The organism is Pseudomonas sp. B2021 (assembly GCF_018135665.1).
In the GTDB taxonomy this organism is placed as follows: domain Bacteria; phylum Pseudomonadota; class Gammaproteobacteria; order Pseudomonadales; family Pseudomonadaceae; genus Aquipseudomonas; species Aquipseudomonas lactis.
The window spans coordinates 4,134,624-4,148,472 of record NZ_SMOF01000001.1; the positions used below are offsets into that span (position 1 = coordinate 4,134,624).

The window sequence follows — 13,849 nt, forward strand, 5'->3', positions numbered from 1 at the left end:
GCAACTACACCTTGTTAAAAAGTGGGCCGCCTTGCAGCAACAACTGCAAGCGGGCCCGAGAGATTACAGATTCCGCAGCGCGGCGACTACTGCGTCGCCCATTTCTTGCGTCCCGACCTTGGTGCAACCCTGGGACCAGATATCGCCCGTGCGCAAGCCCTGATCCAGCACCAGGCTGACGGCCTTCTCGATGGCGTCCGCCGCATCGCCCAGGTTGAAGCTGTAACGCAGCATCATCGACACCGACAAAATCGTCGCCAACGGGTTGGCAATGCCCTGCCCCGCGATGTCTGGCGCCGAACCGTGGCACGGCTCGTACATGCCTTTGTTGTTGGTGTCCAGGGATGCCGACGGCAGCATGCCGATAGAACCGGTGAGCATCGACGCCTGGTCGGACAGAATGTCGCCGAACAGGTTGTCGGTGACGATCACGTCGAACTGCTTGGGTGCACGCACCAGCTGCATGGCGGCGTTGTCGACGTACATGTGGCTCAGTTCGACGTCCGGGTAATCCTTGGCGACTTCTTCGACGATTTCACGCCACAGCTGGCTGGAAGCCAACACGTTGGCTTTATCCACCGAGCAGACTTTTTTGCCGCGCACGCGCGCCATGTCGAAACCGACACGGGCGATACGGCGGATTTCGCTCTCGCTGTATGGCAGCGTGTCATAGGCCTGACGCTCACCATTTTCCAACTCGCGCACGCCCCGTGGCGAGCCGAAGTAGATACCGCCGGTCAGCTCACGCACGATGAGGATATCCAGGCCCGCCACCACTTCCGGCTTGAGGCTCGACGCGTCGGCCAGTTGCGGGTAGAGGATGGCCGGGCGCAGGTTGCCGAACAGGCCCAGTTGCGCACGGATTTTCAGCAGGCCGCGCTCAGGGCGGATGTCACGTTCGATCTTGTCCCATTTCGGCCCGCCCACGGCGCCGAGCAGCACGGCATCGGCAGCCCGGGCGCGGTCGAGGGTCTCGTCGGCCAGGGGCACGCCGTGCTTGTCGATGGCGGCGCCGCCGATCACATCGTGGCTCAGCTCGAAGCCCAGGCTGTACTTGCTGTTGGCAAGCTCAAGGACCTTGACCGCTTCGGCCATGATTTCCGGACCAATACCGTCGCCAGGGAGAATCAGAATCTGCTTGCTCATGCTTTCCTCATTTCATCGGGCGACCCGCCCACAGGCAGGTCGGGAACCATCAATCAGCGTTCGGCGAAGACCACCAGCACATCGGTGCTGAAGGTGCCGTCGGCTTGAATTTCGTAATAGTCGCGTACTTCCTGGCCCATCGCCTTTTGCAGCTCCAGGATTGCTGCCCGCAGTACCTCGGGCGTGCGCATGCGCTCGACCCACGAGGTGTATTCCAGGCGCAAGCGTTGGCGGCTGCTGTTGCGTACGTGCAGGCCGGCCTCACTCAACTGGCGCATCCACTCGGCGCCGGAGTAATCACGCACGTGGCTGGTGTCGCGCAGCACTTCGACGGTTTGCAGGTAAGTGTCCAACAGTGGGCTGCCCGGTGACAAGACATCCACAAATGCAGCCACGCCGCCCGGCTTGAGCACCCGGCGCACTTCACGCAGGGCCAGGCCGAGGTCGCTCCAGTGATGGGCCGAGTAACGGCTGAACACGAAGTCGAACTCGCCATCGGCGAAGGGCAGGCGCTCGGCGGCGCCGTGCACGGTGCGGATGTTGGCCAGGTTGCGGTCTTTGGCGGCGGCGGCCACCACGTCGAGCATCTGCTGAGACAGGTCGTAGGCCACCACTTCTTTAACCAGAGGCGCCACGTGGAAGCTGACATGACCGGCACCGCAGCCCAGGTCCAGCAGTCGCGCAGCGCCCTGCCCGGCCAGTTCGGCTTGCAGCACGGCGAATTCGGTGCCCTGGGCGTGTACGGCGCTGCTCAGGTAGGCCGAGGCTTGCTCGCCGAATTGTTTTTGCACGACTTGGGTGTGGGCGGGGGTGGTCATGGAGGCTTTCCTTGGGTTTGTGGTGGTTGCACTGGCGCTATCGCAGGCAAGCCAGCTCCCACAGTTGGAATGCACTCCAATGTGGGAGTCGGGCTTGCCCGCGATGAGGCCCGCACGGTTTACCGCAAATCAGGCATCGCGAAACAACCAGGGCTGGCTCGCCCGGTGCTTGGCTTCAAACGCAGCAATCGCATCGCCGTCCTGCAAGGTCAGGCCGATGTCGTCCAGGCCGTTGATCAGGCAGTGCTTGCGGAAGGCATCCACTTCAAAGTGATACACCTTGCCGTCCGGGCGGGTCACGGTTTGCGCGGCCAGGTCCACCGTCAACTGGTAGCCGACATTGGCTTCCACTTGCTGGAACAACTCGTCCACTTCAGCGTCGCTCAAGATGATCGGCAACAGGCCGTTCTTGAAGCTGTTGTTGAAAAAGATATCGGCGTAGCTCGGCGCGATGATGCTGCGAAAGCCGTACTCTTCCAGGGCCCACGGGGCGTGCTCGCGGCTGGAGCCGCAGCCGAAGTTTTCCCGGGCCAGCAACACGCTGGCGCCTTGGTAGCGCTCGGCGTTGAGCACAAAGTCCTTGTTCAGTGGGCGCTTGGAGTTGTCCTGATAGGCGTAGCCCACGTCCAGGTAGCGCCACTCATCGAACAGGTTGGGGCCGAAACCGGTGCGCTTGATCGACTTCAAAAATTGCTTGGGGATGATCTGGTCGGTATCTACGTTGGCACGGTCCAACGGCGCTACAAGGCCTGTGTGTTGGGTAAAAGCTCTCATCGGGTTTTCCTCAGATCAATTCGCGAACGTCGATGAAACGACCGTTGACGGCAGCGGCGGCGGCCATGGCCGGGCTCACCAGGTGGGTACGCCCACCCGCGCCTTGGCGCCCTTCGAAGTTACGGTTGGAGGTCGACGCGCAATGCTCGCCCGACTCCAGGCGGTCCGGGTTCATCGCCAGGCACATCGAGCAGCCCGGCTCACGCCATTCAAAACCGGCTTCGAGGAAGATCTTGTCCAGGCCTTCGGCTTCCGCCTGGGCTTTAACCAGCCCGGAACCTGGTACCACAATGGCTTGCTTGATGGTCGAGGCCACCTTGCGGCCCTTGGCGATCACCGCCGCGGCGCGCAGGTCTTCGATCCGCGAGTTGGTGCAGGAGCCGATAAATACGCGGTCCAACTGGATGTCGGTGATCGCCTGGTTGGCGGTCAACCCCATGTATTTCAAGGCGCGCTCGATGGAGCCGCGCTTGACCAGGTCGGCCTCTTTGGCCGGGTCCGGCACGTTCTGGTCAACGGCCAAGACCATTTCCGGCGAAGTGCCCCAGCTGACTTGCGGCTTGATCTGCGCAGCGTCGAGTTCGACCACGGTGTCGAACACCGCATCGGCGTCGGAGACCAGGTCTTTCCAGGCTTCGACGGCGGCGTCCCAATCGGCGCCTTGCGGCGCGAACGGGCGACCCTTGACGTATTCGACGGTCTTTTCGTCCGCCGCCACCATGCCCACGCGGGCACCGGCTTCGATGGACATGTTGCAGATGGTCATGCGGCCTTCGATGGACAGGTCGCGGATTGCACTGCCGGCGAACTCGATGGCATGGCCGTTACCACCGGCAGTGCCGATCTTGCCGATCACGGCCAGTACGATGTCCTTGGCGGTCACGCCAAACGGCAATTGGCCTTCGACGCGTACCAACATGTTCTTCATTTTCTTGGCCACCAGGCACTGGGTGGCAAATACGTGTTCCACCTCGGAAGTGCCGATGCCATGGGCCAGGGCGCCGAACGCACCATGGGTGGAGGTATGGGAGTCACCGCAGACCACGGTCATGCCCGGCAAGGTTGCACCCTGCTCCGGGCCGATGACATGGACGATGCCTTGGCGCACGTCGTTCATCTTGAATTCGGTGATGCCGTACTCGTCGCAATAGTCGTCGAGGGTCTGCACCTGCAACCGCGAGACCTGGTCGGCAATGGCTTCGATGCCGCCCTTGCGCTCAGGCGTGGTGGGCACGTTGTGGTCCGGCGTGGCGATGATGGAGTCGACGCGCCAAGGCTTGCGCCCGGCCAGTCGCAGGCCTTCGAACGCTTGGGGCGAGGTCACTTCATGGATGATGTGACGGTCGATATAGATCAGCGACGATCCATCATCGCGACGTTTCACTTCATGGGAATCCCAAAGCTTGTCGTAAAGCGTTTTGCCGGCCATCAGTCGGTCCTCATCAGCGGTGCTTCTATACGCCGGGCTTTTCAATAACCCTTTGGCTTGTGAGGCTGATGGTATGGCGCTACATTAAATAACTCAAATTCATATTTTTTATGCTTTGGATTACCAACTGGAATATCACCATGGACCTGGCCAACCTCAACGCCTTTATCGCCATCGCCGAAACCGGCAGTTTCTCCGGCGCCGGCGAACGCCTGCACCTGACCCAGCCTGCCATCAGCAAGCGCATCGCCGGTTTGGAACAACAATTGAAGGTTCGGCTGTTCGACCGCCTGGGCCGTGAAGTCGGCTTGACCGAGGCCGGGCGGGCTTTGCTGCCACGCGCTTATCAAATCCTCAACGTGCTGGACGACACCCGCCGCGCCCTCACCAACCTCACCGGCGAGGTCAGCGGGCGCCTGACCCTGGCCACCAGCCACCATATCGGCCTGCACCGCCTGCCACCGGTCCTGCGCACTTTCACGCGGCAATACCCGAATGTGGCGCTGGATATTCAGTTTCTGGATTCAGAAGTGGCCTACGAAGAAATCCTCCACGGCCGTGCGGAAGTCGCGGTGATCACCCTGGCGCCAGAGCCCCACAACCTGGTGCAAGCTACCCGTGTGTGGGACGACCCGCTGGATTTTGTGGTGGCGCCCGAACACAGCCTGATCAGCAACGGCTCCGTCAGCCTGGCCGATATCGCCGGGCATCCGGCGGTATTTCCCGGCGGCAACACCTTTACCCACCATATTGTCAGCCGCCTGTTCGAGGCCCAGGGCCTCACACCTAATATTGCGATGAGCACTAACTACCTGGAAACCATCAAGATGATGGTCTCCATCGGCCTGGCCTGGAGCGTGTTGCCGCGCACCATGCTCGATGATCAGGTGGCAAGTATCGCTTTGCCGGGCATACAGCTCAGTCGCCAGCTAGGCTATATCGTGCACACCGAAAGGACGCTGTCGAACGCTGCGCGGGCTTTCATGAGCCTGTTGGATGCACAGGTCGATCTGCCAGGGTTACCGGCATGACACTGTGTGGGCCAGGGGTTTAGGTCAAACCGCGCGGTTTTCTCAATGAGCCAAGGCCCTTTGATAATGCGCAACCCCGTTGACCCGGTTCCACCCCTGCCCCGCATCTACGCCCTGGACCCTCAAGCGGCGGAACAAAGCTGGGACAGCGCCCCGCAACTGCTGACGGCCCTCAATGCCGCGCGACTGGGTGCCTGGTCCTGGGAAATCGACACGGGAAGAATCAGCTGGTCGCGGGGTACCCAGGCGTTATTCGGCTTTGACCCGCGCCAGCCTCTGCCCAAGGACCTCGACTACCTCGACCTGCTGGCCCCACAAGACAGTGCGCGGGTGGTGCGCGGCTTTCATGCGGTGCTCGCCGGAGAGCCGCTCGACCGCGCCATGCACCACCGCATCCAATGGCCCGATGGCAGCCAGCACTGGCTGGAAATCAGCGGCAGCCTGGTTCCCGACAAAGCCGGACGGCGGCGCATGATCGGGGTGATCCGCGAGATCACCCACCAACGCGACCGTGAACACGCCCTCAGCCATTCGGAAAAGCGCTTTGCCACCCTGTTCCACCTGTGCCCGAACATGGTGCTGCTGACGCGCCAGGCTGACGGTTTGATCAGCGAAGCCAACCAGTATTTCGAGATGCTGTTCGGTTGGCCGGTGGCCGATGCCATCGGCCGCACCACCCTGGAACTGGGCTTGTGGCGCCACCCGGAACAGCGTGCGCTGCTGGTCAAGGCCACGCAGCGCAAGGGGGAACCCATCACCATGGAAGTGCAGTTCTGCGCCAGCAACGGCCAGATCCATGACGGCACCCTCAGCGCGCAAAAGGTCGAACTGGACGGCGAGGCGTACCTGATCAGCACGTTCCTGGACACCACCGAACGTAAAAACGCCGAGCAAGCACTCAAGGACAGCCAGGAGCGCCTGGACCTGGCCCTGGATTCCGCGCAACTGGGCACCTGGGATTGGCACATCCCCAGCGGCATGCTCTACGGCTCAGCGCGTGCCGCCCAGTTGCACGGGCTGGAACCCGCGCCGTTCCATGAATCCTTCGATGCGTTTTTTGAGGGCATGTCCGATGAAGACCGCGAGGGCATGCGCCATGCGTACCGCAGTCTGCGCGAAGGCCCGGACGGCAACTATCAGTTGACCTACCGCGTGCAAATGGAAGACGGCAGCCCGCGCTACCTGGAGAGCCGCGCACGCCTGTATCGCGATGAATCAGGCAAGCCCCTGCGCATGGCCGGCACCTTGCTGGACATCACCGACCAGGTCGAGCGCGAGCAACGGCTGACCGCCTCGGAAGAGAAGTTCGCCAGCCTGTTCCAGGCCAGCCCCGACCCGATCTGCGTCACCTGCCTGGAGAGCGGCGCGTTTATCGAGATCAACCCGGCGTTTACCCAGACGTTTGGCTTTACAGCCGCCGAAGTACTGGACAAAAGCGCCGAACAAATCGGCCTGTGGGACGACTCCAGCAAGCGCCTGCAGCGCATCGAGCAGGTGATTCGCGAACAGGCCCTGAGCAATGTGGCTATCGTGGTGCATCACAAGGACGGCCAAAGCCTGACCTGCATGATTTCCAGCCGCTTGATCAAGGTCAGCGACCAGCCGTGCATCGTCACCACGCTGCGCGATATTACCCAGCAGCAACGCTCGGAAGCCGCACTCAAGGCCAGTGAAGAGAAGTTCGCCAAGGCGTTTCACTCCAGCCCCGACGCGATTTCCATCACCGAACGCGACACCGGCCGTTATGTGGAGGTCAACGACGGCTTTTGCCGCCTGACCGGTTACCGCACCGAAGAGGCCATCGGCCTGACCCTGTACCAGATCGGCATCTGGGCCGATGAAAACCAACGCGCCGCACTGTTGGCCGAGTTGCAGATCAAGGGCCGCATCCACCACCTGGAAATGCTCTGGCGCAACAAGCGCGGCGAGGTACTGGCGGTGGAGGTGTCAGTGGAGCCGATCACCTTGAATGAAACCCCCTGTCTGCTGCTGACCGCGCGGGATGTAAGCCTATTGAAGAACGCCCAGGCGCAGATCCGTCACCTGGCCTATCACGACCCGCTGACCAACCTGCCGAACCGCGCACTGCTGATGGACCGTCTGAGCCAGCAGATCGCCCTGCTCAAGCGCCACAACCTGCGCGGCGCCCTGCTGTTTCTGGACCTGGACCACTTCAAACACATCAACGACTCCCTCGGCCACCCCGTTGGCGACACCGTGCTGAAAATCGTCACCGCGCGCCTGGAGGCCAGCGTGCGCATGGAGGACACCGTGGCGCGCCTGGGCGGCGATGAGTTTGTGGTATTGCTCAGCGGCCTGGAGGGCACCCGCCAGACGGTCAGCAGCCAGGTGCAAGCGCTGGCCGATACCCTGCGCGAATTGCTCTCGGAACCGATGTTTCTCGACGGTCACCGGCTGCAGGTCACGCCCAGCATCGGCGTGGCGCTGATCCCCGACCACGGCACCACCCCTGCCGATCTGCTCAAGCGCGCCGACATCGCCCTGTACCGCGCCAAGGACTCCGGGCGCAACACCACGCAGATGTTCCACAACAGCATGCAAAGAACCGCTAGCGAACGCCTGCGCATGGAGACCGACTTGCGCCTGGCCTTGTCACGCGGCGAATTCAGCGTGCATTACCAGCCCCAGGTGGATGCGCGCGGCAACCGGATAGTCGGCGCCGAGGCCCTGGTGCGCTGGCAGCATCCACAATTGGGCGCGCAGTCACCGACGGAATTCATCAAGGTATTGGAAGACAGCGGCCTGATCCTGGAGGTCGGCACCTGGATTCTCGATGAAGCCTGCGGCGCCTTTGCCCAGTTGATTGCCGACGGCTTGGTGGACCCGCTCAATTTCAGCCTGTGCGTGAACATCAGTCCCCGGCAGTTTCGCCAGAACGACTTTGTGGAACGGGTGGAGCACAGCCTCAAGCAACACGGTTTGCCGTTCAGCCTGCTGAAACTGGAAATTACCGAAGGCATCGTGATCCAGAACCTGGACGACACGGTGGTGAAGATGCGCCGCCTGAAAAAACTCGGCGTGAGCTTTGCGATGGATGATTTCGGTACCGGCTATTCATCCCTGACCTACCTCAAGCGCCTGCCGGTGGACGCGCTGAAGATTGATCAGTCGTTCGTGCGCGATGCGACCCACGACCCCAATGATGCGGAAATCATCCGCGCCATTGTGGCCATGGCCCGCAGCCTGAACCTGGAAGTCATCGCCGAGGGGGTGGAAACCCTGGAGCAACTGGCGTTCCTGCAAAAGCTCGGCTGCCATTTATTCCAGGGGTATTTGCACAGCCGACCGTTGCCGATCGAGGGGTTCAGGCGGCTGCTGGATGCGGCATACCCAGCAGGCGGCTGACTTGGTTCAAGTCCGTTTCCCGGCGCAGGGCCGTGAACAACTCCACCGCTTGCGGGTAGTTGCGCGTGAGCATCGCCAGCCACTGTTTCAAGCGGCCGGGCGCCTGCTTTTCCGTGAGTTGCGCCACCGACTGGCGCCAGAACTCCTGAAGCATCGGCTGCATCTGCGCCCAGGTCATCTCGACCACGTCTTCGCCGGCCTTGGCCGCCACAATCTGCCGCGCCAGGTCGGGCCGCGCCACCAGGCCACGGCCCAGCATGATGTCTTCGGCGCCGCTGATTTCGCGGCAGCGCTTCCAGTCTTCGACGCTCCAGATATCGCCATTGGCAAACACCGGCACCTTGACCACGTCCTGCACCCGCGGGATCCATTCCCAATGGGCCGGCGGTTTGTAGCCATCGGCCTTGGTGCGCGCATGCACTACGATATGCGCCGCGCCGCCCTCGGCCAGGGCCGTGGCGCACACCAGCGCGCCATCCGGGCTGTCGAAGCCCAGGCGCATCTTGGCGGTCACGGGAATATGCGCCGGTACGGCACGACGCACATGCTCGACGATCTGGTTGAGCAGCTCCGGCTCCTTGAGCAGCACCGCGCCACCTCGGGATTTATTCACGGTCTTGGCCGGGCAACCGAAGTTCAGGTCGATGACCTCAGAGCCCAGCTCACAGGCCAGGGCGGCATTTTCCGCCAGGCACACCGGGTCAGAACCGAGCAACTGCACCCGCAACGGCACACCCGCCGCCGTGTGGGCACCATGCAGCAGTTCAGGCGCGAGCTTGTGGAAATAGGCAGGCGTGAGCAGGCGGTCGTTGACCCGGATAAATTCGGTCACGCACCAGTCGATACCGCCCACGTGGGTCAACACGTCCCGCAGGATGTTGTCGACCAACCCCTCCATGGGCGCCAAAGCAATTTGCATGGAAAACACTCAACAAAAATCGTGGCGCAGTTTACTGGGTTTCCAGCGGCAACCGTTAACCCCCTGTCAGGGCGGGGCCGTAACCGTCAATAAACTCGGCGGGCATGCGCTTGGGCTTGCCGCTGGACAACTCAATGCACACGAAGGTTGTTTGCGCACGCAGTAGAGTCGCGCCGTCGCGGGGGCGTACCAGCTGGAAACGACGGGTCATTTTCAGCCGTTGGTCCCAATCGACGATCCAGGTGGCCAGTTGTAACTCATCGCCCTCATAGCCTGCCGCCAAGTAGTCGATTTCATGGCGCACCACGGCCATGGCGCGGTCCAGGCGGCGGTATTCGGTGAGGTCCAGCCCCAGGCGCTGGGAATGGCGCCAGGCGCAACGCTCCAGCCACGAGACATACACCGCATTATTGGCGTGTCCCAGGCCGTCGATGTCTTCAGCCGCAACCTGCAGATCGATGATGAACGGCGTTGCCAAATCCCAGCCCATGCCTTGCTCCAGTCGATTGATGTCGGCGGGGCAGTGTATCAGGCGCTCTGGCGCTCCTGTAGACGGCAGCCGGCCAATAGGGCGAGTACAGCGTCGATCACCTGCGGGTCGGCGAGCACTTTCTGGTGGCCGCCCTGCTCCAGGCGCAGCAGGCGGCTGTCGAACCAGGCTTCGTGAATGGCTTGAGCCGCCCTGACCGGAACGAAGGTGTCGTCTTCGGCGTGGACGATCAGGCCGGGAATGTTCATTTGGTAGTGGGCCACGTCCAGATGCTTGAGCGGCATGCCCATGCTCAACTCCACTTCTTGGATAAAGGCTGAGCGCGCCCGTGGCGGCAAGCCGACCATGCGGGTGAACCCGCGCAACACATCCAGAAAGCGCGACGGTGCGGCAATGCTGACCAATGCCTGTGTACGCAACCCCAACTGCACCGCCAGCATCGCACTGGCGCCGCCCATGGAGTGGCCGACCACCGCGTACAGCGGCGGCAGCTCGGCCGCCGCCTCAAGCATGGCGCGGGCAAACAGCAGCACATGGGCCTCACGCCCTGGCGAACGGCCGTGGGCGGGACCGTCCAGGGCAATTACCGAATAGCCGTTGTCGACCAACGCTGTGATCAAACTGGCGAACTGAGTGGGCCGGCCTTCCCAGCCATGCATCAGCAGCACCGCCGGGCCATGCCCCCATCGCAACGCCGACAGGCCGAAACGCAGAGTGATGCGCTCCGATTGCGCCAACAACGGCAGCTCCCAGTCACGCGGCGGCAGATCGCGCGGGGTCATGAAGGTGCGACGCATCTTGCTGGCAACCGCATGCGGCGCAAGGCGCCCCACCGTGCCATTGAAACCACGAACCCAGGTCAATGCGCCCATCTTGCGTCCCCTTTTTCAGCGTACCGCCGACTTGGCCGCACGTATCACGCGATCCGATAACTCGCCCGGCCCCAGCGCCCGCGCCAGGGTCAGCCCCCCGACCATCAAGGCCATGTCCGCCAGGGCTTTGTCGATCTCTTCAGGGCTGCCGGCCAGTTGCGCAGCCATCAACTCGACGTGCTCGTTCAAGACCTCGCGAAATGCGTCCGGCAAGCGCCCCATCTCCCCCACTGTCGCGGGCAACGGGCAGGCCTGGGTCGTGGAGTCGCGGTGCTTGCGTGACAGATAAAACGCGGCGACCAAGGTGCGGCGCTCTTCGCCGGTCAGCTGTTCGTCCAAGTCATCGATGGAGGCGCGACGCTGCGCCAACAACTGGTTGAACGCTTCCAGCATCAGTGCGTCTTTGCTTTCAAAATGCGCGTAGAAGCCTCCTACCGTTAGCCCCGCCGCCCCCATCACTTCACCCACACTGGGCTCAGCCGGGCCACGCTGGATCAATGCCGCGCTGGCAGCCTGCAAAATACGTTCGCGGGTTTGCGCTTTTTTATCGCTCATCGAAGCCTCCGTCGTTCATGGGTTGAATATTATTACCATAATAATATTTGGCAAGCGACAAGCACGACCGCCGGTCAGTACAGAAAAATGGGAATAAAGGAGGGAATTGGCCAAACGCCAGACAAACAAAAGGGCCATTCAATAATTGAATGACCCTTAAAAATCCCGCAGAGCGGGTAATCGTGGCGTCCCCTAGGGGACTCGAACCCCTGTTACCGCCGTGAAAGGGCGGTGTCCTAGGCCACTAGACGAAGGGGACACAAACCTTCTATACAACTGATCAGCGCTGAGAACTGATCGATTCAAGGACGGTGTGGCCGGAACCTTGAACCTGTAAAATTGGTGGAGCTAAACGGGATCGAACCGTTGACCTCTTGCATGCCATGCAAGCGCTCTCCCAGCTGAGCTATAGCCCCGGATTTTTCGTCTCGCGACGCAGCAGACCTTTCGAGCTGCTTGTTGAAACTGGCGTCCCCTAGGGGACTCGAACCCCTGTTACCGCCGTGAAAGGGCGGTGTCCTAGGCCACTAGACGAAGGGGACAAAACCTTCTGTACATCTGATCAGAGCTGAGACCTGATCAATTCAAGGACGGTGTGGCCGGAACCTTGAACCTGTAAATTGGTGGAGCTAAACGGGATCGAACCGTTGACCTCTTGCATGCCATGCAAGCGCTCTCCCAGCTGAGCTATAGCCCCTCATCGGTGAGGACGGGGCGAATCTTAATGGCGGTTTGGAAACGTGTCAAATTTATTTTCAACAATTTCCAAAATTTTTTGCCGGGATAACAATCACTTACCGACGAAACCCCGGAAAACCGGGGTTTCGTGCCGCAAGCGGCCTGCTTAAGCGATAGCGGCCAGCAGCTTTTCCCATTCCTTGTTTTCTTTCTTCGACACACCACCAAGCAAATCAAGGGCTTGGCGCAGGCGGAAACGGGTCAGGTCCGGGCCGAGGATTTCCATCGCATCAAGCACCGACACCGAACTGGCCTGCCCGGTGATTGCGGCAAACATCAGCGGCATGGCATCGCGCAGTTTCAGTTCAAGGGATTCCACCACCGCCTGGATGGTCGCCGTGATTGCATCTTTCTCCCACTGACGCAGGCTTTCAAGCTTCCACAGAATCAACTGCATCAGTTGGCGAACCTGGTCACCGGAAAGCTTCTTGGACTCGAACAGCTTGGGATCAGGATTCACGCCACCGGCAAAGAAGAAATTGGCCAAGGGTGCGACCTGGCTGAATGTCTCTACCCTGCCCTGCACCAGCGGCGCGATCTTCATCATGTACTCGGGGTTCAACGCCCACTGCTGCACGCGGCTGGCGAACTCTTGCACCGGCAGGTCACGCAGCCACTGGCCGTTGAGCCACGAGAGTTTCTCGATATCGAAGATCGGCCCGCCGAGGGAGACGCGGGACAGGTCGAAGTTGTCGACCATTTCCTGCAGCGAGAACTTCTCGCGCTCATCCGGCATCGACCAGCCCATGCGGCCCAGGTAGTTGAGCATCGCCTCGGGCATGAAGCCCATGCGCTCGTAGAACGTCACCGACGTGGGGTTCTTGCGCTTGGACAGCTTGCTCTTGTCCGGGTTACGCAGCAGCGGCATGTAGCACAGTTGCGGTTGCTCCCAGCCGAAGTATTCGTACAGCAGAATGAGTTTCGGTGCCGATGGCAGCCACTCTTCGCCACGCAGCACATGGGTGATGCCCATCAGGTGGTCATCGACCACGTTGGCCAGGAAGTACGTCGGCAAGCCGTCGGTCTTCATCAGCACCTGCATGTCCATGCGGTCCCACGGGATCTCGACGTCACCGCGCAGCATGTCCGGCACCACGCACACGCCTTCGCTTGGCACCTTCATACGGATGACGTGGGGCTCACCAGCCGCCAGGCGCGCAGCCACTTCTTCCTTGGACAACAGCAACGCACGGCCATCGTAGCGCGGGGTCTCGCCACGGGCCTGTTGCTCGGCGCGCATCTGGTCCAGCTCTTCGGCGGTGCAGAAGCACGGGAAGGCATGGCCCATATCGACCAGTTGCTGGGTGTACTGCTTGTAGATGTCGCTGCGCTCGCTCTGGCGATACGGACCGTGAGGGCCGCCCACGTCCGGGCCTTCAGCCCAAGTAATGCCCAACCAGCGCAGGGCATCGAAAATCTGCTGTTCGGACTCACGGGTGGAGCGCAGTTGATCGGTGTCTTCGATCCGCAGGATGAACTCACCGCCATGCTGCTTGGCAAAGCAGTAGTTGAACAGGGCGATGTAAGCAGTACCGACGTGGGGATCCCCAGTAGGCGATGGCGCAATGCGCGTGCGGACGGTGGTCATGGCAGGTCTCGAATGGGCGATATAACTGAAAATTGAAACAAGGGGCGAATGGTAACAGCCTGGGTGATTTCTGGAAAACCGAGGCGCGGCCATCGCAGGCAAGCCAGCTCCCACATTTTGACC

Annotated in this window: 11 protein-coding genes and 4 tRNA genes; 2 read left to right on the forward strand and 13 right to left on the reverse strand. The window is 61.5% G+C overall.

Going from position 1 to position 13,849, the window contains the following annotated elements; all coding sequences use genetic code 11:
• Nucleotides 1-63 precede the first annotated feature (63 nt).
• From leuB to leuC, 4 genes are all read right to left on the reverse strand, one after another.
• Nucleotides 64-1,146 carry a 3-isopropylmalate dehydrogenase gene (leuB, locus tag E1K68_RS18430; protein WP_003192555.1) on the reverse strand — a complete coding sequence of 361 codons (1,083 nt, stop codon included), beginning with the start codon at nucleotides 1,144-1,146 and terminating at the stop codon, nucleotides 64-66.
• A gap of 53 nt (nucleotides 1,147-1,199) precedes the next feature.
• Complete coding sequence (locus E1K68_RS18435; RefSeq protein ID WP_034134165.1) at nucleotides 1,200-1,964, reverse strand: class I SAM-dependent methyltransferase; 765 nt, start codon at nucleotides 1,962-1,964, stop codon at nucleotides 1,200-1,202.
• A gap of 129 nt (nucleotides 1,965-2,093) precedes the next feature.
• Nucleotides 2,094-2,738 carry a 3-isopropylmalate dehydratase small subunit gene (gene leuD, locus E1K68_RS18440; protein WP_003192559.1) on the reverse strand — a complete coding sequence of 215 codons (645 nt, stop codon included), beginning with the start codon at nucleotides 2,736-2,738 and terminating at the stop codon, nucleotides 2,094-2,096.
• Between the two features lie 10 nt (nucleotides 2,739-2,748).
• A complete protein-coding gene (leuC, locus tag E1K68_RS18445) occupies nucleotides 2,749-4,167 on the reverse strand; it encodes a 3-isopropylmalate dehydratase large subunit (RefSeq protein WP_003192562.1) in 1,419 nt (472 codons plus the stop codon).
• A 140-nt stretch (nucleotides 4,168-4,307) separates the two neighbouring features.
• Here leuC and E1K68_RS18450 point away from each other — a divergent pair, with 140 nt between their 5' ends.
• Together E1K68_RS18450 and E1K68_RS18455 are read left to right on the forward strand one after the other, a co-directional pair.
• Nucleotides 4,308-5,198, forward strand: a complete 891-nt coding sequence (locus E1K68_RS18450) for a LysR family transcriptional regulator (protein WP_003192564.1) — start codon at nucleotides 4,308-4,310, stop codon at nucleotides 5,196-5,198.
• Between the two features lie 66 nt (nucleotides 5,199-5,264).
• Nucleotides 5,265-8,564, forward strand: coding sequence for an EAL domain-containing protein (locus tag E1K68_RS18455; protein WP_212614521.1), 3,300 nt, complete (start codon nucleotides 5,265-5,267; stop codon nucleotides 8,562-8,564).
• Here the strand turns inward: E1K68_RS18455 and E1K68_RS18460 are convergent.
• The 9 genes from E1K68_RS18460 to gltX all read right to left on the reverse strand — a co-directional run bounded on the left by E1K68_RS18460 (nucleotide 8,524) and on the right by gltX (nucleotide 13,726).
• Nucleotides 8,524-9,483 carry a tRNA-dihydrouridine synthase gene (locus E1K68_RS18460; RefSeq protein WP_094773822.1) on the reverse strand — a complete coding sequence of 320 codons (960 nt, stop codon included), beginning with the start codon at nucleotides 9,481-9,483 and terminating at the stop codon, nucleotides 8,524-8,526. The genes E1K68_RS18455 and E1K68_RS18460 overlap by 41 nt on opposite strands.
• Before the next feature lie 55 nt (nucleotides 9,484-9,538).
• Nucleotides 9,539-9,973: a thioesterase family protein gene (locus tag E1K68_RS18465; protein ID WP_003192568.1), complete on the reverse strand. Its 435-nt coding sequence runs from the start codon at nucleotides 9,971-9,973 to the stop codon at nucleotides 9,539-9,541.
• 38 nt (nucleotides 9,974-10,011) lie between these two features.
• Nucleotides 10,012-10,845: an alpha/beta fold hydrolase gene (locus E1K68_RS18470; protein WP_003192569.1), complete on the reverse strand. Its 834-nt coding sequence runs from the start codon at nucleotides 10,843-10,845 to the stop codon at nucleotides 10,012-10,014.
• 15 nt (nucleotides 10,846-10,860) lie between these two features.
• Nucleotides 10,861-11,400, reverse strand: coding sequence for a TetR/AcrR family transcriptional regulator (locus tag E1K68_RS18475; RefSeq protein ID WP_003192571.1), 540 nt, complete (start codon nucleotides 11,398-11,400; stop codon nucleotides 10,861-10,863).
• A gap of 183 nt (nucleotides 11,401-11,583) precedes the next feature.
• Nucleotides 11,584-11,659, reverse strand: a tRNA-Glu gene (locus E1K68_RS18480).
• 81 nt (nucleotides 11,660-11,740) lie between these two features.
• A tRNA-Ala gene (locus E1K68_RS18485) sits at nucleotides 11,741-11,816 on the reverse strand.
• A 50-nt stretch (nucleotides 11,817-11,866) separates the two neighbouring features.
• Nucleotides 11,867-11,942 (reverse strand) — tRNA-Glu (locus tag E1K68_RS18490).
• A gap of 79 nt (nucleotides 11,943-12,021) precedes the next feature.
• Nucleotides 12,022-12,097: transfer RNA gene (locus E1K68_RS18495), tRNA-Ala, on the reverse strand.
• Nucleotides 12,098-12,244: 147 nt separating this feature from the next.
• Entirely contained in the window at nucleotides 12,245-13,726 is a 1,482-nt protein-coding gene (gene gltX, locus E1K68_RS18500; protein ID WP_212614522.1) for a glutamate--tRNA ligase, read from the reverse strand.
• Nucleotides 13,727-13,849 lie beyond the last annotated feature (123 nt).